Annotated in this window: 22 protein-coding genes; all 22 read left to right on the top strand. The window is 29.4% G+C overall.

The genetic code is table 11. The features are described from left to right. Nucleotides 1-239: 239 nt before the first annotated feature. The 22 genes from ACFQ0S_RS03980 (at nucleotide 240) to ACFQ0S_RS03875 (ending at nucleotide 21,563) form a co-directional block, all read left to right on the top strand. Complete coding sequence (locus ACFQ0S_RS03980; protein WP_379754193.1) at nucleotides 240-1,034, top strand: polysaccharide biosynthesis/export family protein; 795 nt, start codon at nucleotides 240-242, stop codon at nucleotides 1,032-1,034. An 8-nt stretch (nucleotides 1,035-1,042) separates the two neighbouring features. Next, nucleotides 1,043-3,421 (top strand): GumC family protein, encoded by a 2,379-nt coding sequence (locus ACFQ0S_RS03975; protein WP_379754190.1) that lies wholly within the window; start codon nucleotides 1,043-1,045, stop codon nucleotides 3,419-3,421. A gap of 188 nt (nucleotides 3,422-3,609) precedes the next feature. Beyond that, a complete protein-coding gene (gene recR / locus ACFQ0S_RS03970; protein ID WP_379754187.1) occupies nucleotides 3,610-4,230 on the top strand; it encodes a recombination mediator RecR in 621 nt (206 codons plus the stop codon). Between the two features lie 70 nt (nucleotides 4,231-4,300). After that, nucleotides 4,301-5,083, top strand: a complete 783-nt coding sequence (locus tag ACFQ0S_RS03965; protein ID WP_379754184.1) for a polysaccharide biosynthesis/export family protein — start codon at nucleotides 4,301-4,303, stop codon at nucleotides 5,081-5,083. 7 nt (nucleotides 5,084-5,090) lie between these two features. Then, on the top strand, nucleotides 5,091-7,553 hold the full coding sequence (locus ACFQ0S_RS03960; RefSeq protein ID WP_379754181.1) for an exopolysaccharide transport family protein: 2,463 nt from the start codon (nucleotides 5,091-5,093) through the stop codon (nucleotides 7,551-7,553). 7 nt (nucleotides 7,554-7,560) lie between these two features. Next, nucleotides 7,561-8,541, top strand: coding sequence for an SDR family oxidoreductase (locus tag ACFQ0S_RS03955; RefSeq protein WP_379754178.1), 981 nt, complete (start codon nucleotides 7,561-7,563; stop codon nucleotides 8,539-8,541). 19 nt (nucleotides 8,542-8,560) lie between these two features. Then, nucleotides 8,561-9,835 carry a nucleotide sugar dehydrogenase gene (locus tag ACFQ0S_RS03950; protein WP_379754175.1) on the top strand — a complete coding sequence of 425 codons (1,275 nt, stop codon included), beginning with the start codon at nucleotides 8,561-8,563 and terminating at the stop codon, nucleotides 9,833-9,835. A 35-nt stretch (nucleotides 9,836-9,870) separates the two neighbouring features. Further along, complete coding sequence (locus ACFQ0S_RS03945; RefSeq protein WP_379754172.1) at nucleotides 9,871-11,268, top strand: UDP-glucose 6-dehydrogenase; 1,398 nt, start codon at nucleotides 9,871-9,873, stop codon at nucleotides 11,266-11,268. Between the two features lie 166 nt (nucleotides 11,269-11,434). Then, nucleotides 11,435-11,941, top strand: a complete 507-nt coding sequence (locus ACFQ0S_RS03940; RefSeq protein WP_379754168.1) for an ArsR family transcriptional regulator — start codon at nucleotides 11,435-11,437, stop codon at nucleotides 11,939-11,941. A 12-nt stretch (nucleotides 11,942-11,953) separates the two neighbouring features. Continuing rightward, nucleotides 11,954-12,424, top strand: a complete 471-nt coding sequence (locus ACFQ0S_RS03935; protein WP_379754165.1) for a UpxY family transcription antiterminator — start codon at nucleotides 11,954-11,956, stop codon at nucleotides 12,422-12,424. A gap of 101 nt (nucleotides 12,425-12,525) precedes the next feature. Then, a complete protein-coding gene (rfbB, locus tag ACFQ0S_RS03930) occupies nucleotides 12,526-13,572 on the top strand; it encodes a dTDP-glucose 4,6-dehydratase (protein WP_379754162.1) in 1,047 nt (348 codons plus the stop codon). A 63-nt stretch (nucleotides 13,573-13,635) separates the two neighbouring features. Beyond that, complete coding sequence (locus tag ACFQ0S_RS03925; RefSeq protein ID WP_379754159.1) at nucleotides 13,636-14,055, top strand: sugar 3,4-ketoisomerase; 420 nt, start codon at nucleotides 13,636-13,638, stop codon at nucleotides 14,053-14,055. Further along, nucleotides 14,052-14,465, top strand: a complete 414-nt coding sequence (locus ACFQ0S_RS03920; RefSeq protein ID WP_379754156.1) for a sugar 3,4-ketoisomerase — start codon at nucleotides 14,052-14,054, stop codon at nucleotides 14,463-14,465. Before ACFQ0S_RS03925 ends, ACFQ0S_RS03920 begins: the two co-directional genes overlap by 4 nt. 18 nt (nucleotides 14,466-14,483) lie before the next feature. Next, on the top strand, nucleotides 14,484-15,419 hold the full coding sequence (locus tag ACFQ0S_RS03915) for a GNAT family N-acetyltransferase (protein WP_379754153.1): 936 nt from the start codon (nucleotides 14,484-14,486) through the stop codon (nucleotides 15,417-15,419). Nucleotides 15,420-15,433: 14 nt separating this feature from the next. Next, nucleotides 15,434-16,558 (top strand): DegT/DnrJ/EryC1/StrS family aminotransferase, encoded by a 1,125-nt coding sequence (locus ACFQ0S_RS03910; protein WP_379754150.1) that lies wholly within the window; start codon nucleotides 15,434-15,436, stop codon nucleotides 16,556-16,558. 14 nt (nucleotides 16,559-16,572) lie between these two features. Further along, nucleotides 16,573-16,941 carry an EamA family transporter gene (locus ACFQ0S_RS03905; protein WP_379754147.1) on the top strand — a complete coding sequence of 123 codons (369 nt, stop codon included), beginning with the start codon at nucleotides 16,573-16,575 and terminating at the stop codon, nucleotides 16,939-16,941. A gap of 6 nt (nucleotides 16,942-16,947) precedes the next feature. Beyond that, complete coding sequence (locus ACFQ0S_RS03900; protein ID WP_379754144.1) at nucleotides 16,948-17,880, top strand: glycosyltransferase family 2 protein; 933 nt, start codon at nucleotides 16,948-16,950, stop codon at nucleotides 17,878-17,880. Between the two features lie 13 nt (nucleotides 17,881-17,893). Continuing rightward, nucleotides 17,894-18,415: a GNAT family N-acetyltransferase gene (locus tag ACFQ0S_RS03895; protein WP_379754141.1), complete on the top strand. Its 522-nt coding sequence runs from the start codon at nucleotides 17,894-17,896 to the stop codon at nucleotides 18,413-18,415. Between the two features lie 3 nt (nucleotides 18,416-18,418). Further along, nucleotides 18,419-18,643: an acyl carrier protein gene (locus ACFQ0S_RS03890; RefSeq protein WP_379754138.1), complete on the top strand. Its 225-nt coding sequence runs from the start codon at nucleotides 18,419-18,421 to the stop codon at nucleotides 18,641-18,643. A 6-nt stretch (nucleotides 18,644-18,649) separates the two neighbouring features. Then, nucleotides 18,650-19,720 carry a ketoacyl-ACP synthase III gene (locus tag ACFQ0S_RS03885; protein WP_379754135.1) on the top strand — a complete coding sequence of 357 codons (1,071 nt, stop codon included), beginning with the start codon at nucleotides 18,650-18,652 and terminating at the stop codon, nucleotides 19,718-19,720. Further along, nucleotides 19,720-20,808 (top strand): aromatic ring-hydroxylating oxygenase subunit alpha, encoded by a 1,089-nt coding sequence (locus ACFQ0S_RS03880; RefSeq protein ID WP_379754132.1) that lies wholly within the window; start codon nucleotides 19,720-19,722, stop codon nucleotides 20,806-20,808. Before ACFQ0S_RS03885 ends, ACFQ0S_RS03880 begins: the two co-directional genes overlap by 1 nt. Continuing rightward, on the top strand, nucleotides 20,805-21,563 hold the full coding sequence (locus ACFQ0S_RS03875; protein ID WP_379754129.1) for an SDR family NAD(P)-dependent oxidoreductase: 759 nt from the start codon (nucleotides 20,805-20,807) through the stop codon (nucleotides 21,561-21,563). The genes ACFQ0S_RS03880 and ACFQ0S_RS03875 overlap by 4 nt, the downstream gene beginning before the upstream one ends.

The following is a 21,563-nucleotide window of genomic DNA, read 5'->3' as shown; positions in this document are numbered from 1 at the left end:
TGTTTGAAAAAGGTTTTATTTCAAAATCTGATAAAATATGGTAAAAAAGTAAACGTTTTTGTATATTTATTTTTAAAATTTTGTTAATGTATATTGACTATATTTGTGGCTTTAAAAAATTAATAATTATAAATCGCAATTGACAAATAGATTACCAAAGAAATACTTACAAACCTGACTAATGGTAAAGTGAGTAAAAATGGAAACTATATATGATCTATAACAAATAAATTATATCTATGAAATATTCTTTATTAATAAAGAAAATAACTCCTTTCTTTTTAACACTATTTCTTTTTTCTTGTGCTTCTAGAGAAAATTTAGTTTATTACCAAAATATAGATTCATTGAGTTCTAAACAAAATCCGAGCTCTTTTGAAATAAAAATTCAGCCTGACGATTTATTAATGATTATTGTTTCTGCAGAAGATGCTGAAACAGCAAATCCTTTCAATTTAAAAACATTTGGAGCTACAAATATAAAACAACTAGATATTGCAGTAGGGCAGCAATCTATTCAGCTTTACTTAGTAGACGCTAATGGTTTTATAGATTTTCCCGTTTTAGGAAAACTAAAAGTTAGTGGATTGTCTAAAATCGATGTGATAAAAATGTTTCAAGAAAAAATATCAAAATACATAGAAAATCCAATAATAAATCTGCGAATAACAAACTTTAAAATCTCAGTTCAAGGAGAAGTAAATTTACCAGGAACATATCAAGTTAATTCTGAAAGAATAACATTAATCGAAGCATTAGCAATGGCTAAAGACTTAACTATTTATGGGAAAAGAGATAATATTTTAATAATTAGAGAGACAGATGGTATAAAATCATTTAATAGAGTAGATATTACAAAAGCGGATTTTATTAATTCACCTTTTTATTATTTGGCTCAGAATGATGTGATTTATGTAGAGCCAAATAAAAATAAAATTAATGGTGCAGCTATTGGTCCAAATACAGGAGTTATTATTTCTATAACTTCATTGTTAATTACTTTAATTACATTAATTGTTACGTCTTCAAAATAAAAAATGCAATGTCACGAAATAAATCAAATAAAAATCAAATTAAAGAAGAAGAGTTTTATCTAAAAGACATTTTGGCTAAATACATAATTCACTGGAAATGGTTTGCTTTAGGAATAACGGTTTGCCTGATAGCCACTTTTTTGCATTTAAGATATGCAACTCCAGAGTTTCGTGCTTCAACAACTATATTAGTTAAAGATGAAAAAAAGGGTGGAATGCTTTCTGAGTTGTCTGCATTCGCCGATTTAGGATTAGTTGGAGGTCTTAAAAGTAATGTTGACAATGAAATTGAGATTTTAAAGTCTAGAACCTTAGTTGAAAGTACGGTTAAAATGTTAGACTTAAATATTTGTATGTTTGTTGAAGGAAGCATCAATGACAGAGAAACATATAAAAATGCACCAATTGAAATTAATTTCATCAACAGAAAAAATAAATTTTATGAGACTTATATAGTTTTTGATTTTCTTGAACTAAAAAAAGATAAGTTTCAATTAGAAAGTAATTTTGGTTCTGAAGAATTGAATGTTATTTTAAACAATAAAAAAGAATTTTTTTATGGTGAAACAATTAGAACAAAGTATGGCGATTTAATAATAAATAGATTAACTCAAGAGAATGACTCAAGAGGTAATGGCGCTTCAATAAAAATAATTATTTCACCCATCGATGAAGTGGTTGATAGTTTTAAAAATCGATTAGAAGTAACATCATTGAGTAAAACAAGTAGTGTAGTTTCTGTATCAATTACAGATCCAGTTATTGAAAAATCAGAAGATTTTTTAAACAATCTAATACAAATTTATAATGAAAATGCCGTTTCTGATAAGAATTTAATTTCTGAAAAAACATCAGAGTTCATTGCTAATCGATTGAAGTTAATAACACAAGAGTTAGATGGTGTAGAACAAGATGTTGAGAGTTTTAAGAAAACAAATAATCTTACTGATATCGAGGCAGAAGCAAAGTTATTTATAGAAGGATCAGGTGAATACAATAAAAAAATATTAGAAGCAGAAATTCAGTTGAATGTCGTTTCATCTTTACTGGATTTTATGAAAAAATCAACAAATTCTGATTTATTACCAACAAATATTGTTTCTGGAGAGAGAGATGCTAGTAGTCTTATTAACTCCTACAATGAATTGATTTTAGACAGAAATCGAATTTTAAAATCGGCAACATCTTTAAATCCAGTTGTTGTTAAAATAGATCAACAAATTGAATCTCTAAAAGCAAATGTCACTTCTAGTTTAAAACGAGTACAAACAAATTTAACGATTCAAAAAAGAGATTTAAAAGTCAAGGAGGGTTCCTTTAATTCTAAAATTGGCAAAATCCCTGTTCAAGAACGTCAGTTTAGAGTTATTGCAAGACAGCAAAAAGTAAAGGAAGAACTATATTTGTATTTATTACAGAAAAGAGAAGAAACAGCTATTTCACTTTCTGCAACAGAACCTAATGCTCGTGTAGTTGATTTAGCAAAAGCTTTAAAAGATCCTGTTTCTCCTCAAAAAAATGTTTTTTATTTTGCTGCCCTATTGTTAGGACTTTTTATTCCATTTGTCATTATATATGTAATTGATTTATTAGATAACAAGTTAAAAAGCAGATTAGATTTAGAAGGGAAAACAAGTATTCCATTTATTGGAGATATACCAACTTCAGATTCCCCTTTTGAAATCATGATGCCTAATAGCAGAACTAGTTCTGCGGAAGCACTCAGAATTATCAGGTCTAATTTAGATTTCATGGTTAATAAAGAGATAGGAAGTCGAGCAAAAACTATTTTCGTAACGTCTACTGTGCCTCAAGAAGGTAAAACGTTTGTTTCTGCAAATTTAGCAGCTACTTATGCTCTTTCAGGTAGAAAAGTATTGTTAGTAGAAATGGATATTAGAAGCCCAAGATTAGATAAATATTTAGACGTTCCGGAAAGAGGTGTAACAAATTATTTATCATCTAGTGAATTAAAACCAGAAGATTTAATAGTTAAGCAAAAGGGTTATGACGATTTATATGTATTGTCAGCAGGTAATATTCCTCCAAATCCAGCAGAACTGCTCATGAGTAAAAAAGTAGAAACCTTTTTTGAAACTCTAAAAACACAATACGATTATATCATTGTAGATACAGCACCAGTAAGCGTTGTGGCCGACACGATTTTAATTGCTAAATATGCTGATTGCTTTGTTTATGTTTTTCGTGCTAATTATTTAGGAAAACGAATGCTTTCAATTCCTAACTCATTATATAAAGAAAATAAACTTCCTAATATGTGTTTACTTCTAAATGATACTGACACCAAGAAAGGTTACGGATACGGATATGGTTATGGAGAAAAAACTATAAAAACTTCATGGTATCAAAAGTTTTTAAATTTTTAATTTTTAATTTAAATTTTCGGAAAGTTTATAAGAATTAATTTCTCATGAACTTTTTTTTATTTAACTGATTTTAAAACATTAAAATTAGAATAAGTATTTCTAAAGTTAATTTTTTTCTAGTTGTCAATATCAAGTAAGTAGTTATTAACTTCAGTAATTTTTTAATTTTAAAATGTAAATTTTTGTCTATGGAATTTTCATCCAAATTATTAGAAAAAGCAGTTAACGAAATTTCTCAATTGCCAGGTATAGGAAAAAGAACAGCCTTGAGATTAGTTTTACATCTTTTAAAACAACCCAAAGAGCAAACCGTTTTTTTATCTCAAGCATTACTTAAGATGCGTGAAGAAATAAAGTTTTGTTCAAATTGTCATAACCTTTCTGATGTTACAATTTGCGAAATTTGTTCTAACAAAAATAGAGACCACAAAATAATATGTGTTGTTGAGGATGTTAGAGATGTTATGGCTATTGAAAATACCGGACAATATCGTGGAGTTTACCATGTTTTAGGAGGAAAAATATCACCAATAGATGGAGTTGGGCCAAGTCAATTAAATATAAACTCTTTGGTTAGTAAGGTAAAATCAGGAGCAGTTTCAGAAGTAGTATTTGCTTTAAGTTCTACAATGGAAGGCGATACAACTAATTTTTATATTTATAAACAGATACAAGAGAGCAATATAATTACATCAACAATTGCTAGAGGAATATCAGTTGGTGATGAATTGGAATATGCAGATGAGGTAACTTTAGGACGAAGTATTTTACATCGAATTCCTTTTGAGAATGAATTTAAGAACAATTAGTTCAAATTAAATACATACCTTTTTTTATTAATAAATGAAAGCCTATCTTTGTTTTCAATTTTTTTTCTAAATGAATAGAATATCAATAAAATTATTTTTGTTTTTTGCATTTGTGTGTACTTCATGTGTGCCGACAAATGATTTGATATACTTGCAAAAAAAAGACAACGAAAATGTTATTGTAAATCAAATTGTTGCAAAACCATATAGGTTGCAGGTAAATGATGTTGTTAGTATATCCATAAAGGCTTTAGATCAAAAACTAGTAGCCATGTTCAATTCTTCAGAATCAAATATAGCAACAAAAACTGATATAGGATTGTACTTTGAAGGATATACCGTAGATGACCATGGTAATATTCGTATTCCTGTTTTGGGTGAAGTTTCAGTTATAGGCAGTACAATAGATGAAGTCAGAAAAACAGTTGAAAAAAAATTGTCAGAAGAATATTTTAATAAAGAGGCTAATATTTTTGTTACTATTAAATTAGCAGGTTTACGATATACTGTTAATGGGGAAATAACTATACCAGGTACTAAAGTAATATATCAAGATAAAGTTAATATCCTAGAAGCAATTGCAAATTCAGGCGATATAACTATAACTGGTGATAGAAAAGCGGTTACAGTTATTAGGCAATTTCCTTATGGTACTGAAATGCACGACATTGATTTGACAGATATAAATGCAATGAAATCGCCTTATTTTTACATTCAGCCCAACGATTATATTTATATAAAACCACTTAAACAAAAAACTTGGGGAACAGGAACTACTGGAATTCAATCCTTGGGTACTTTAATTACTCTTTTATCATTAGCAACAACAACTTTTTTACTTTTAAGAAACTAAATAAAGTATGATTGATACTAAAGATTTTTCTTTTTTAGAAAGCCAAAACAGCTTCGATTTCAAAGGATTTTTAATAAAAATCACTAGTTATTGGAAGTGGTTTATCATTAGTTTAATTATTACTTTAACAATTGCACACCAAGTAAATATTAGGAAAGAAAAAATTTATGCAATGGAAACATCTATTGCAATAAAAGAGGAGAATAATCCTTTCTTAACCGCTTCTACAAATTTAGTTTTTAATTGGGGCGGAACATCAGATCAAGTTCAGATTATTTCAAATACATTACGTTCAAGATCACACAATGAAATTGTTGTAAATGACCTTCAGTTTTATATAGATTATTTACAACAAGGAAAATATAATTATAAAGATGTTTATGGGAAAATTCCCTTTTGTATACAAATTGATAAAAATAGAGACCAATTAGCAAATAGTCTAATTGGAATAAAATTTTTAAGCGAATCGGAGTATGAAATTAAAATAAAGTTTGAAAACTCTAGTGTTTCTCTCATTAGATATTCTGATAATAGTACCAGCAACACTTCTGTTGTTGAAGGTGAATTTGTAAAAAAGTATAAGGTTGGAGAAAAAGTATCGTTGCCTTTCATAAATTGGAAATTAGAGATTAATAATAATCCAGGGATTTATAATGGGAATGAATATTTTGTTCGATTTAATGATTTTGATGATGTTGTTTCCAAGTACCAAAACATAAGTGTTGATGTAGACGCTAAAGCATCTTCAATTTTGCAACTTTCATTAATTGGACCAAATAAAAACAGATTGGTAGATTACTTGAATGCAACAGTAAAAATGTTAATTAAATTACAATTGGATAGAAAAAATCAGTTTGCAACTAATACAATAAAGTTCATTGATAGTACACTGATTTTAATGGGAAAGCAGTTAAAGGATAATGGCGATGAATTAAAATCCTTTAATAAAAATAATAACATGCTTCAAATTGAAGATGGAGGTGTTGAAGTTTCTTCTAAATTATCAGGTTATGAAATAAATAAAGATGAAATACAAAGGAAAATTACATATTACAATGCATTAAAATCATATTTAAAAAATAGTATCGATTATTCTAGGCTTCCTGCTCCTACAGTAGCAGGTATTGAGGATCCAAATGTTGTTACTAATGTTTCTAAATTAATAGCCTTATCGGCACAGAGATCAGAATTAGCTTATTCTGTTAAAAGCGAAAAAATTTTTAAAGAATTTGACAATCAAATGGAAGCCTTAAAGAATGTTTTGTTAGAAAATATAGCTTCAGCAAATAGTTCACTTATTTATGATTTAGCTTTAGTAAATAATAAAATTATAGAATTAGATAGTAAAATTAAAAAATTACCAAGCGACAAACAAGAATATCTTAAGATAGTAAGAAAGTATGATTTAAGCGATAATATTTACAATACTTTTTTACAAAAAAGGAGTGAAGCGGAAATTGCAACAGCCGCAAATCTGTCCGATATTCATTTTGTAGATCCAGCTAAAGATACTGGAGGAGGCAAAATAGGACCAAATACAAGTGTAAACTATGTTCTTGCATTATTTTTAGGACTACTTATACCTTTAGTAATTATTTTTATAATATTTTTTCTAGAAAATTCCATTCTTAATACTGAAGATATTAGTAAGTTGACAAGTATTCCTTTAATAGGAGTGGTTGGAATCAAATATGGAAGTTCTAATTTGTCTGTTTTTGAAAAGCCTAAATCGGCATTATCAGAATCGTTTAGAGCTATTAGATCCTCTTTGCAGTTTTTATATAAAAAACAAGAAATTGAGGGCTCAAAAACATTAATGATTACCTCTTCTGTTAGTGGTGAGGGCAAAACATTTTGCTCATTAAATATTGCAACTGTTTTTGCATTAAGTGAAAAGAAAACAGTAATAGTAGGTTTAGATCTTAGAAAGCCAAGGATTTTTGACGATTTTAAAATCAAAAATGATATAGGAGTTGTAAACTATCTCATTAAACAGAAGTCAATTGATGAAGTAATTCAAAAAACACATATTCCTAATCTCGATGTTATTACATCAGGGCCTATACCTCCTAATCCTTCTGAGCTTATAATTGGTGACAGTATGCGGGAATTCATGGAGTTATTAAAGAAAAGATACGATTATATTATATTAGATACACCGCCAGTTGGTTTAGTGTCTGATGCTATTGAATTAGCAGAATATTCAGATGTTATTTTGTACATTATGAGACAGAATTACACCAAGAAAGACATGATTACTTTATTAAACAATAGACTTAAAAGAGGGGAGTTAATGAATATAAGTATTATATTTAATGGCTTTCAAAATAAAGCAAAATACGGCACGGCCTATGGCTATGGTTATGGTTATGGCTATGGTTACGGAAATTATGCTGAAGGGTATCATGAAGAAGATAATGACAAAAATATTTTTAATAAAATGAAATCAAGATTTATTAAAAAAAAATAAAATTAGAATGAATATAAACATAAAAATTTTAATTACCGGAGGAGCAGGTTTTATTGGTTCTAACCTTTGTGAGTATTTTTTATCTAAAGAGTATCAAGTGGTTTGTTTAGATAATTTTGCAACTGGACATAGACACAATTTAAGTTCATTCATTGATAATAAAAACTTTACTTTGATAGAGGGTGACATAAGAAATTTGTCTGATTGCAACAAAGCTGTAGATGGTGTAGATTTTGTTTTGCACCAAGCGGCTTTAGGCTCGGTTCCTCGTTCTATTAATGATCCCATCACAACTAATGATGTAAATGTTTCAGGATTTTTAAATATGCTTGTAGCTTCTCGTGATTCAAAAGTGAAACGATTTGTATATGCCGCTAGCTCCTCAACTTATGGCGATTCTGAAAGTCTTCCAAAAGTAGAAGAAAATATCGGCAAACCATTATCTCCATATGCTATTACTAAATATGTTAACGAGTTGTATGCCGAAATTTTTAGTAAAAGTTATGGCTTAGAAACCATAGGATTACGTTATTTTAATGTTTTTGGCAGGAAACAAGATCCTAATGGTGCTTATGCAGCTGTAATTCCAAAATTTGTAATGCAATTAATGGCGCACGAAAGCCCTGTTATTAATGGAGACGGGAATTTTTCTAGAGATTTTACTTATATCGATAATGTAATTCAAATGAATGAGTTAGCAATAAAAACAACAAATTCTGATGCAATTAATACCGTATACAACACTGCTTACGGGGATAGAACAACATTAAATGATTTAGTTAAATATCTAAAAGAATCACTTTCAAAGTACGATAAAGCAATTGCAAATTTACCAATAATCCATGGTCCAAATAGAGCGGGGGATATTCCTCATTCTCTAGCCAGTATAGACAAAGCAAAAAGATTGTTAAACTATAAACCATTATTTTCAATGCAAAACGGATTGGACGAAGCAGTAAAATGGTATTGGTCTAACTTAAAAAAATAATATTTTTAATTCTCTATAAATGAAAATAGCAGTTATTGGTTTAGGATATGTTGGATTACCGTTGGCAAGATTGTTTGCGACAAAATATTCAGTAGTTGGATTCGATATCAATCAATCAAGAGTTAACGAATTAAATTCAGGTATCGATAGTACTCTAGAAATTGACAAATCTTTATTAGAGTCTGTTCTATTAAAGCAATCAACACAAAATGCTACAGGATTAATATGTTCTACAAATTTAGAAGATATAAAAGACTGTAATTATTATATTGTAACCGTTCCTACGCCAGTCGATAAAAACAACAGGCCTGATTTAACTCCTTTATATAAATCTAGTGAAACAGTTGGAAGAGTATTAAAGAAAGGTGATATTGTTATTTATGAATCTACTGTATATCCGGGGGTTACAGAAGACGAATGCGTTCCGGTTCTTGAAAAAGTAAGTGGGTTAAAATTTAATATCGATTTTTTTGCAGGATATTCTCCTGAACGAATTAATCCAGGAGACAAGCAACATACTGTTGAAAAAATATTAAAAGTAACTGCAGGTTCAACTCCTGAAATTGGTATAAAAGTGAATGATTTGTACAAATCAGTTATAACAGCAGGTACACATTTAGCTCCAACAATTAAAGTTGCTGAAGCTGCTAAAGTAATTGAGAATTCACAAAGAGATATCAATATTGCATTTGTTAATGAATTATCAAAAATATTTAATATTCTTGGAATAGATACTCATGATGTACTTGAAGCTGCAGGAACAAAATGGAATTTCCTTCCATTTAAACCAGGGTTAGTTGGAGGACATTGTATAGGTGTAGATCCTTATTATTTGGCTCAAAAAGCACAGGAAATGGGCTATCACCCTGAAATTATTTTAGCAGGAAGAAGACTTAATGATAGTATGGGCGAGTACGTTGCTTCTCAGGTAGTAAAACTAATTATAAAAAGAGGTGTCGTTGTAAGTGGGGCAAGTTTGTTAATGTTAGGAATAACCTTCAAAGAAAATTGCCCAGATGTTAGAAATACTAAAATCGTTGATGTCATTGCAGCGTTAAATGAATACGGAATTGTTGTAGACGTATACGATCCTTGGGCAAATCCTTCGGAAGTGAAGCATGAATACGGTATAGTGACTACTAATACTTTACCGTTAAAAAAATACGATGCGATAATTCTTGGCGTTGCTCACAATGAGTTCTCTGAAATAGATTATTCTGTTATTAAAAAAGAAAATTCTATATTATATGATGTTAAAGGTGTTTTAGGAAATCTAGCTGACGGGAAATTATAAAAAACAATAAAAAAACAATAAAAAATAAGTTTGATATGAAAATTACTTCTATTTGTTGTATCGGAGCCGGATACGTTGGTGGGCCAACTATGGCTATTATTGCTCAAAAATGTCCAAATATAAAGGTAACCGTTGTCGATTTAAATGTAGAAAGAATAGCTGCTTGGAATGATGAAGATGTTAATAATATACCTATCTACGAGCCAGGATTAAGTGATTTAGTAGCAGAGGCTAGAGGAAGAAATTTGTTTTTTTCAACTGAAGTTGAAAAAGCAATAGATGAAGCACAGATGATATTTATTTCGGTAAATACGCCAACCAAAACTTATGGCTTAGGAAAAGGAATGGCAGCTGATTTAAAGTACATTGAACTTTGTGCTAGACAAATAGCGGCTGTTGCAAAAGAAAATAAAATTGTTGTTGAGAAATCTACTTTGCCTGTTAGAACTGCAGAAGCCGTAAAGAATATATTGGATAATACAGGAAATGGTGTTCAATTCCAAATTCTATCAAATCCTGAGTTCTTGGCTGAAGGTACAGCGGTTCAAGATTTATTACATCCCGATAGAGTCTTAATCGGTGGGGATGCTACTAATGGCCAAGAAGCAATCGATGCTTTGGTTGAAGTTTATGCAAATTGGGTTCCCAAAGAGAAAATTTTAACAACCAATCTTTGGTCTTCAGAATTGTCAAAATTGACAGCGAATGCTTTCTTAGCACAGCGTGTATCTTCTATTAATGCAATGTCTGAGTTGTGTGAGAAGACAGGTGCAGATATTAATGAATTGTCTAAAGCAATAGGCATGGATAGCAGAATTGGGCCCAAATTCCTTAAAGCTTCTGTAGGTTTTGGAGGTTCTTGTTTTCAAAAAGACATTTTAAATTTGGTATACATTGCAAAAACCTATGGTTTAAATAAGGTAGCCGATTATTGGGAACAAGTTGTTATTATGAATGATCATCAAAAGCGACGTTTTTCTAACAATATTGTACAAACATTATACAACACCGTTTCTGGAAAAAAAATTGCATTTTTAGGATGGGCTTTCAAGAAAGACACTAATGATACTAGAGAATCTGCAGCTATCAATGTATCGGATTTTTTATTAAACGAACAGGCAAATATAGCTGTGTTTGACCCTAGGGTAAAAGAAAAACAAATAATTAACGATTTAATTTATTTAAAATCAAGATCTATTGAAGATATTAAAAAAGGGATAACTGTTTATAATGACCCGTATGAAGTTTGTAAAGATGCACACGCTATAGCCATTTTAACAGAATGGGATGAATTTAAAGAATATGATTGGCAAAAAATATACAACAACATGCAAAAGCCAGCCTTTGTTTTTGATGGTAGAAATATTTTAGATGCTAAAAAAATGACTGAAATTGGATTTATTTTCAATGCCATCGGTGGTGCAAATGAGTAAAGGATAGTAAAATACAAACGTTAAATGATTTTAAGTATTAAATTTTTGTTTTTAAATTAGTAAGATTTTGTTGTTTTTATATAGCTTGTATTAAGAAAAAGTAATTTTTTTCTTGAATTAATTGTTTTTTTAAAATATTGAGTACTTTTGTTACTCAAGCTTTGATATGTTAGAAACTTTAATTACATCTAAAACTCGAATTCGTATCCTAGTAAAGTTTTTTATAAACGTTGCTAATGATGGATATTTAAGAGGTCTTGCAGAAGAACTAAATGAATCTACAAACTCCATCAGAAAAGAATTAAATAATTTACTACAGGCAGGTTTTTTAGAGAAAGAAGCTATAAATAATAAAGTAATCTATAAAGCTAATACCAAACATCCCCTATTTACTATTATACAAAAAATTGTTCGTCAGCACATTGGTATTGATGATATTGTTGAGTTAATTCTACAACGAATAGGCACAATTAAAAAAGTAGTTTTGATTGGTGATTATGCAAACGGTAAGGATAGCGGATTAATTGAAGTTGTTTTGATTGGAGAAGATTTAAATGCTATATACATTGATAATTTAGCTATAAAGATTGAAAATAAAATAAAACGAAAAATAAAGTTTTATATAAATGAGTACCAAAATAGTAAAGAATTAATAATTTACGAAGCGACTTAAAAACATATAAATATGCCTTGGTTTGTCATTTATACAAAGCCGCGAAATGAAAAAAAAGTAGCCGAACGTTTAGAGAAACTTGGAATAATTGTATATTGTCCTATAGTTACTCAAATAAAACAATGGTCTGATAGAAAAAAAAAAGTGCAAATACCGCTTTTTAATTCATACCTTTTTGTTTGTTTAGAAGATTATGAAAGGCAAAATGTGTTTCAGGTTTCGGGAGTAGTTAGGTATCTATTTTGGTTAGGAAAACCTGCAGAAGTTCGCAATGAAGAAATTGAAATATTAAAAGAAAGTTTAAAAGGAGTTATGTCTTCAGTTGAAGTTACTTCAATTAGTACTGGCGATATTTTAAATATTCCTAGCGGTCCTTTTAAAGGCAAAGAAGGTATAGTAAAACATATAAATAAAAATAGTTTACAGTTAATTCTTAAAGAGTTGGGTTTTTTAATTACTTTAACAAAAGAAGAAATTCTATAATTTAAAGTAAAGTTTATAAGTCCTAGTTGGTTATAAATGTGACTGACAGGGCGAAGCCATTTAAAAAAATAAGATAATTTAATTAGTAAGTATTCCATACAATGAAAAAAATAGTAATCACTGGGGGAGCTGGATTTATAGGTTCTCATGTTATAAGAAGATTTGTAAAAAAGTATCCTGAATATCAAATATATAATCTTGACGCTCTTACTTATGCAGGGAATTTAGAAAATATTGCAGATATTCAGAACGAACCCAATTATACTTTTATAAAAGGAGATATCGTTAACGAGGAATTCATCAACGAACTTTTTCAAAACCATCAGTTCGATGCAGTAATCCATTTAGCAGCTGAATCACATGTAGACCGTTCAATTACTGACCCTCTATCATTTGTTAAAACAAATGTAATTGGAACTATGAATTTATTAAATGCCGCAAAGCAAATATGGCATAATAATTTCGAAGGAAAGCGATTTTATCATGTAAGTACTGATGAGGTATACGGAACATTAGGAGCAACAGGATTGTTTACAGAAACTACTCCTTATGCACCAAATTCTCCTTATTCAGCATCCAAAGCAAGTTCAGATCACTTTGTTAGGGCTTATGGAGAAACCTATGGTTTGCCTTACGTTATAACAAATTGCTCTAATAATTACGGGCCTAACCATTTTCCCGAAAAATTAATTCCATTATTAATCAATAATATTATCCAAAATAAACCACTGCCTGTATATGGCGACGGAAAATACACTCGTGATTGGTTGTTTGTAAAAGATCATGCAGTTGCGATAGATTTAGTATTTCATGAAGGAGTAAATCACGAAACCTATAATATAGGCGGATTTAATGAATGGCAAAACATTGATTTGGTTAAATTATTATGCCAAAAAATGGATGAAAAACTTGGAAAAGCAACAGGAACTTCTGAAAAATTAATTACTTACGTTAAAGACAGACCAGGTCATGATTTGAGATATGCTATTGATGCTAATAAAATTAATAAGGAGTTAGGTTGGAGTCCATCTGTAACTTTTGAAGAAGGGTTAGAGCAAACTATCGATTGGTATTTAGAAAATTCAGAGTGGCTAAACAATGTAACCAGTGGTAGTTATCAAAAGTATTATAACAATCAGTATGAATAGTACTAGAGTTAAAAAAGCTAGTATATTTTTAGGTAAAATTAAAATCAATCAATCAATTTAAAAATGGATTTTAAAGATGATTTTAATACGCCTAGAATTATTCAGTTTCCAAAAATTCAAGACCCTAAAGGGAATTTAACTTTTATTCAGAATCCTGATCATGTTCCTTTTGAAATAAAAAGAACTTTTTGGACTTATGATATACCAGGTGGAGAGATAAGAGGCGGACATGCTTATAAATCACAGGAAGAGATCATTATTGCATTAAGTGGTAGCTTTGATGTAATTGTTACAAATTTATTAGGCAAAACAGAAAAATTTTCTTTAAACAGGTCTTACTATGGGCTTTACTTACCCAAATTAACATGGAGATATATGGAAAATTTCTCTACAAATTCACTAAGTCTACATTTATCTAGTAAGGAGTTTTTTGAAGAAGATTATGTCAGGGAGTTTGAATTGTTTAAAAAATTATCAAAATGATTCCTATACAAATCAGTGATTGTAATACTATCGTTTTACCAAAAATTGGAAATAGAAATGGGCACATTACTGCAATAAATAATAATATTGAAATTCCTTTCGCCGTTAAACGTGTTTTTTATTTATACGACATTCAAGGAGGAGATTCAAGAGGTGCTCACGCTCACAAGGAATGCCATCAGTTTTTAGTTGCAGCAAGTGGTTCATTTGAAGTATTGTTAGATGACGGTATTTCAAAACATAAAGTACTTTTAAATTTGCCAGACGTAGGATTGCATATTCCTCCAGGAATTTGGGCGTCTGAGATGAATTTTTCTAGTGGGGCAATTTGTTTGGTCTTAGCCTCACATGATTTTAATGAAGAAGACTATATAAGAGATTATGAAAATTATTTAGAATGGAAATCATAAAAAGAAGTTCTTTAATTTATGATTGAAATAATTAAATATGAATCATCAAGAAGTAGCGAATGGGATTATTTTATTTCTAATTCAAGAATAGATTCCTTTATTTTTTTTAGAAGTTTCATGGAGTATCATTCTCATAAGTTCGTTGATTTTTCTCTAATGATTTATAGAAAGGGTAAATTAGACGCGGTAATTCCAGGAAATATTGAAAATAATATTTTCTATTCTCATCAAGGATTAACTTATGGAGGTTTAATTACATCATTACATTCAAAAACGATAGATGTTATAAATTATTTTAATTCTATAAACATTTTTTTAAAGAAGAATGGTTTGAAACAAGTAATTTATAAGTCAATTCCATATATATATCATAAACTACCATCACAAGAAGATGTTTATGCATTATTTAGATTAAATTCCCAGAAGATAGGTTGTAATATTTCATCAACTATTTATCAAAATAATAAATTGCCTTTTACCGAATTGCGGAAAAGAGGATTCAAAAAAGCTAAAGTAAATAATGTAGAAATAATAAAAACTACTAATTTTTCAGACTTTTGGACTGTTTTAGAAGATAACCTAATAGCAAATCACGAAGTAAAGCCAGTACATACTATAAATGAGATAACATTTCTTCATGAAAAATTTCCTCATAATATTGTTGGTTATACTTGTATGCTGGATTCAAAAGTTATTGCGGGTTGTGTTCTTTTTATAATGAAAAATGTTGTTCATGTTCAGTACATTTCAGCAAATGAAAAAGGGAAAGAGATTGGCGCATTAGATTTATTATTTGAAAATCTAATAAATGAAAAATACAATCATAAAGATTTTTTCGATTTTGGGCAATCAACAGAACAAATGGGGGCTGTTCTGAATGAAAATTTAATTTTTCAGAAAGAAGGCTTTGGTGCAAGAGGAGTTTGTTATGACACCTATATATATGATATTTAATATAGTTTTTAATTTTGATTAAATTTCTAGACCTTCAAAAAATTAATGCAACTTACTCAGACGAATTAAAATTAGCTGCTTCGGAAGTCATTGATTCTGGTTGGTTTTTGATGGGAGAAAAAGTAAATAAATTTGAAAAAAACTTAGCTACATATATAGGTTCATCAAATGCAATTGGAGTAGGAAATGGTTTAGATGCGCTTCGATTAATACTTAAAGGCTATATCGAATTAGGGTATATGTCAGAAGGAGATGAGGTTATTGTTCCCGCAAACACTTATATAGCTTCCATTTTAGCCATTACTGAAAATAAATTAAAGCCAGTTTTAGTAGAACCCAATAATTTAACCTTTAATCTCGATATTGATTTAATCGAGAAGAATATCACTACAAGAACTAAAGCTATAATGATAGTGCATCTATATGGGCAAGTATGTTGGAGTAATTCAATTAAAGATTTAGCCAAAAAATACAATTTAAAAATAATTGAAGATAATGCTCAAGCTTTTGGCGCTCAGTATGGTAGTGTGAAAACTGGAGCTTTAGGAGACGCTGCAGGTTTTAGTTTTTATCCCGGAAAAAATTTAGGAGCATTAGGCGATGCTGGAGCCGTAACTACAAATGATAATGAGTTGGCGGAAATTATTAGAGCATTAGGTAATTACGGAAGCAAAAAAAAATATTTTAATGAATATCAAGGACTTAATAGTAGGTTAGACGAAATGCAAGCTGCTTTTTTAGATATTAAATTAAAATATATTGAGAACGAAAATCAACAAAGAAGGCAACTTGCATCTATATATTTAAACAAAATAAATAATAAAGATGTTGTTTTGCCATTTTCAAGCAACAACGCTATAAAAGTTGAAAATAATAAGGAACATGTTTGGCACTTATTTGTAATTCGACATTCAAAAAGAAATCAGTTACAAGACTATCTTACCAAATGCGGAATCGAAACTTTAATACATTATCCAATACCTGCAAGCAAGCAATTAGCTTATAAAGAAATGAATGAATTAAATTTTCCAATAACTAATTCAATTCATAATGAAGTTTTGAGTTTGCCTATAAGCCCGGTAATGACTGATAAAGAAGTTGCAATAGTTATAAATGCAGTTAATAGTTTTAAATGTTAAAGAACTAAAACCTTATGAATCCTTATTTTTACATTTTCGGCACACTTTTTTTTACAGTTTACGGACAAATCGTATTGAAATGGAGGTTGTCAGGACTGAAAGTTATTTTACCGGAAGGATTTTCAGAAAAAATAGTCTATTTAACTAAGCTAATTTTTGATCCTTTTATATTCTCTGGTTTTGCTTCAGCATTTATTGCTTCCCTCTTTTGGATGGCAGCCATGACCAAGTTTGAAATTACCCAAGCTTATCCTTTTATGAGTTTGGCACCAGCTTTGGTTTTTGTAATTGGAATACTATTTTTAGGAGAGACCTTTAGTATTGGTAAATTGTTAGGATTAGGATTAATTATTATGGGGATAATAGTTACAGTGAAATATTAATTAATTATGAAAGAAGTACCACATATCTCAATAGTAAGCCCAGTTTATAAAGCTGAAAAAATACTCGAAAAACTTGTAGATGAGATTCAAAGAGTGATGTGCCAAATGAATGTTACTTATGAAATTATACTAGTAGATGATAGAAGTCCAGATAACTCGTGGGAAGTTATGCAGCAACTTTCTTCAAAATTTTCTGAAGTAAAGAGCTTAAGATTAAGCAGAAATTTTGGGCAACATCCTACAATAATGGCTGGACTTTCTGAAGCAAAAGGAGAATGGATTGTAGTTATGGATTGTGATTTACAAGACCAGCCCAAAGAAATTGTCAAAATCTACAACAAAGCCATTGAAGGCTTTGATATAGTTTTGGCACGACGAGAAAACAGAAAAGATGGCTTTTTTAAGAAATTAGCATCTAAAATTTACACCATAATATTCAACTATTTAGCTGATATTCATTTTAATAATGAAATTGCAAACTTTGGAATATACAATAAAAAAGTCATTGACGCAGTTCTACAAATAGGAGACCACATCAAAGCGTTTCCTTTATTTGTAAATCATGTTGGTTATCAATCAACTTCTATTGCTGTAGAGCATGCCGACAGATATAGCGGAACTTCTTCATATAGTTTATCGAAATCTATGTCGCTCGCATTCAACGCCATTATTTCCTATTCAAATAAGCCCTTAAAAATATTTGTAAAATTTGGGATGCTAATTTCTTTTTTGGCGTTTATAGGGGGCATAATAAATATTTATTTATATTTAGAAGATCGCATAAAAGTTTCAGGATATAGTTCTATTATAATATCTTTATGGTTTTTATCAGGTATAATAATTACTGTAGTGGGCGTTGTAGGAATTTATGTAGGAAAGGTTTTTGAGCAAACTAAAAACAGACCTACATATATCATTGATAAAATTATAAAAAATTAAAAATTAAAGCAGTATGAAAATTAAAAATTATAATATATCATTAGAAAGAGTAGATAAAAATCATTTGGAAATGCTCCGAAATTGGCGAAATTCAGAATTTGTAAGTAGCAAAATGCTTTATACTGATTTTATTACCGAAGAAATGCAACAAAAATGGTTTGAAACGATTAATAATAATCAAAACTATTATTTTGTTGCCAATTATAATAACGTTTCTGTAGGATTAATCAATGTTAAAAATATAATAGATAATGTAGGCGAAGGTGGAATTTATTTGGCATCTTCAGACTTTGAAAACACTGATATTGTAGCTCGAATAGTTTTATGTTTTAATGATTATATTTTTGATGATTTGAAATTAGATCATATTTATTCTCAAGTAAAAGCTACAAATCAAAAAGCCATTTCATCAAGCATAGCACAAGGTTGCATAAAAAATGAAGAAAAAAGCACTGATGAAGTTGTCTTTTTTATATTAAAACCAGAAAATTACAGGAAAAAAACTTTAAAAATAAAAGAAATTCTAAACAGATAAAAAATGGAAAAAGAAAAATTTTTACATGGTTTTCAAGAACAATTTGATGATACAGATCCAAGTTTAATTAACTTTGATACTGAATATAAAAATTTAGACGAATGGAGCTCAATGATGGCATTGATTGTCATAGCATTTGTTGATGACTCTTACGGAGTTAGTTTATCGGCAAATGATTTTAAAACCACAACAACTGTAGCAGATTTATATGCAATAGTTTCAAAATAAAAACCAATGGCATTTATAGAGGCAGTAAATATATCAATTAAAGGAATTGCAGCCTGTGTTCCTAAAAAAATTCAAAAAACTTCCGATTTAGAAATTTTTTCTAAAAAAGAAGCTCAAGTTTTTGAACAGAATACAGGAATCAAACAACGCCATATTTCTGACGGAACGATATGTGCTTCAGATCTTTGCTTACAAGCTGCAAAAAATATTATTCAAAAATTAAATTGGCAAAAAGACGAAATAGATGTGTTAATTTTTATTTCCCAAACACCAGATTACATACTACCAGCAACTTCAAATTTATTGCAAAATCGATTGGGATTGTCTCAAAATTGTTTTTGTCTTGACATTTCATTGGGCTGTTCGGGTTATATTTATGGCTTAAATTTAATTTCCAATTTATTACAAAATAAAAATTTAAACAAAGCTTTATTGATGGTTGGAGATACCATAAGTCTATATACGTCAGAGTATGACAAAAGTGTTTACCCGCTTTTTGGCGATGCAGGAACGGTCACAGCTATTGAATATCAAAACAAAAACCCTTCAAAATGGTCATTTATAATTGGTTCAGACGGAAGCGGATTGGAAGCCATAAAAATAAATGACGGCGGAGCTAGAAACCGAACAAATTCCTCTTCATTATTGTTTCAAAATATTGATTTTGAAGATGAAAGCATTGGCAAAAGGCGGGATATTGATTTGCAATTAAGAGGAATAGATGTATTTAATTTTGCTATAAAAATTGCTCCAAAATCAATAATTGAATTGTTAGAAAATACCAATCAAACCATTGAAAATGTTGATTATCTCTTTCTGCATCAAGCCAATTTATTTATGAATGAAACCATTCGTAAAAAAGTAAAAGCCAAAAAAGAAAAAACACCAAATTCGATACAAAATTTTGGAAACACTAATGGTGCATCTATTCCATTAACTATCGTTCAAACTTTTATCGAAATTAAACTCGAAAATGATATTTCTACAGTAATGTGTGGCTTTGGCGTAGGATTATCATGGGGAGCAGTTTCAATGAAAATCGAAAAATCAGTTCAATTTGATATGAGTTATTTGTAGTGCAAAGTCAAAAATTAATCCATCCATCGAAATATTTTGGTATTGAAATCCAAAAAATTGAATTTGAAAAAATATTTTCAAACAATTGGATTTTTGCAGCAATGGAAAGCGATTTGACTGAAAACAATTCATATCTAACATTAGAAATATTTGAATATCCAATAGTTATACGAAATTTTAAAGGCGAATTAAAAGCATTTCAAAATATTTGTCCGCATCGATTTAATAAAATCCATACCGAAACCAAAGGCAACGGTATTTTTATTTGCAAATACCACAATTGGAGTTTCGACAAGGACGGAAAACCAAAAACAATTCCGCAAAAGCACACATTTGATACTAATTGTAATGAATTTAACTGTTTAAAAGTCAAATCATTATCGCTTGCAAAAGTGGGTAAGTTTATATTTTTTACACTCAATCCAAATGCACCAACAATTGAATCGTATTTGGGAATTTTTTATTTTAAACTTCTGGAGATCAGCAATGCGATCAATAATAATTTTTATTTTGATGACGACGTTCAAAAGATTAATTGGAAAATTGTTGTCGAAAATGTAATCGAAGCCTATCATTGTCCAGCTATTCATCAAGAAACCCTCTATGGAATGGGATTTTGTAGAAAACCCGAAGCTAATGATGAATATTATAACGGACATTCCGTAGCAGATTATCCTAAAATTGATGATGCTTCTACTGAAAACAAAATTTTAAAATATTTGCAAAATCGTGAATTTCAACATGAAACCTTTCGACATTATTTCATTTTTCCAAATTTATTAATTTCTTCCACAGAAGCAACGAGCATTTATGTGGGAAATATTTTGCCCATAAATTCGGAAAAAACGATTTTAAGAAAACGTTTTTATGATTCAAAATTTAAAAATGATTTTGAACCAAAAAAAACAATTCATGATGCATTTTTAGAAATGGTTAAAATAAGTATAAATAAAATACTTTTAGAAGACAAAGTGGTTTTGGAGCAAGTACAAAAAAATATGCCATTTGTGAATCAAACCTATTTTTTAGGAACCGAAGAAAAACGAATTGTACAATTTCATAAAAAATATTTAGAAACTATTTCATGATTGAATTTATAAATTTTTCTGGAAAAACAATTTTAGTTACTGGCGCTACATCAGGAATAGGATATGAAATTTGTATGCAAATTGCAAATTTTAATGGAAATATTATTGCAGTGGGTAGAAACCAAGAAAAACTAAACGATTTGGCCAATAAAATGACAAAAAGAATTCATTTTAAGGGGGTATTATATGATTTAGAAAATCTGGATAAGTTAGAAAATTTAATCGAAATTATAAAAATTCCAATTGATGGAATTGTACATGCTGCAGGAATTGTACAATTGCAACCCATTAAGTTTTTGGATATGAATTTATTGAATAAAATTCGCACTATAAACTATGATTCAATAGTTTTGATAATATCTAAACTATTGAAAAAGAAACTTATAAACAAAAACGCTTCAATAATTTTCATCAGTTCAATAGCTGGAGAAGTTGGAATGAAAGGAAATTTTATTTATTCATCTACCAAAGCGTCATTAAATTCAAGTGCTAAAGTATTTGCATCGGAACTTTCAGGACAAAACATAAGAGTAAATTGTATAGCCCCAGGGCAAGTAGAAACTACACTAACAGAATCAGTTGCAAAACAAGTATCGGCGGAAGCAATTATAGTAGACAGAAAAAAATACCCATTAGGATATGGTAAACCAGAAGATATAGCACATTTAGCATTATTCTTACTGTCTGACAAAAGCAGTTGGATAACTGGCACAACAATAACTATTGATGGCGGAAGATCCAATATTTTAAATTAA

This window comes from Flavobacterium myungsuense (genome assembly GCF_042677265.1).
Taxonomy (GTDB): Bacteria; Bacteroidota; Bacteroidia; order Flavobacteriales; family Flavobacteriaceae; genus Flavobacterium; species Flavobacterium myungsuense.
This window is presented reverse-complemented; position numbering and strand designations above follow the sequence as displayed.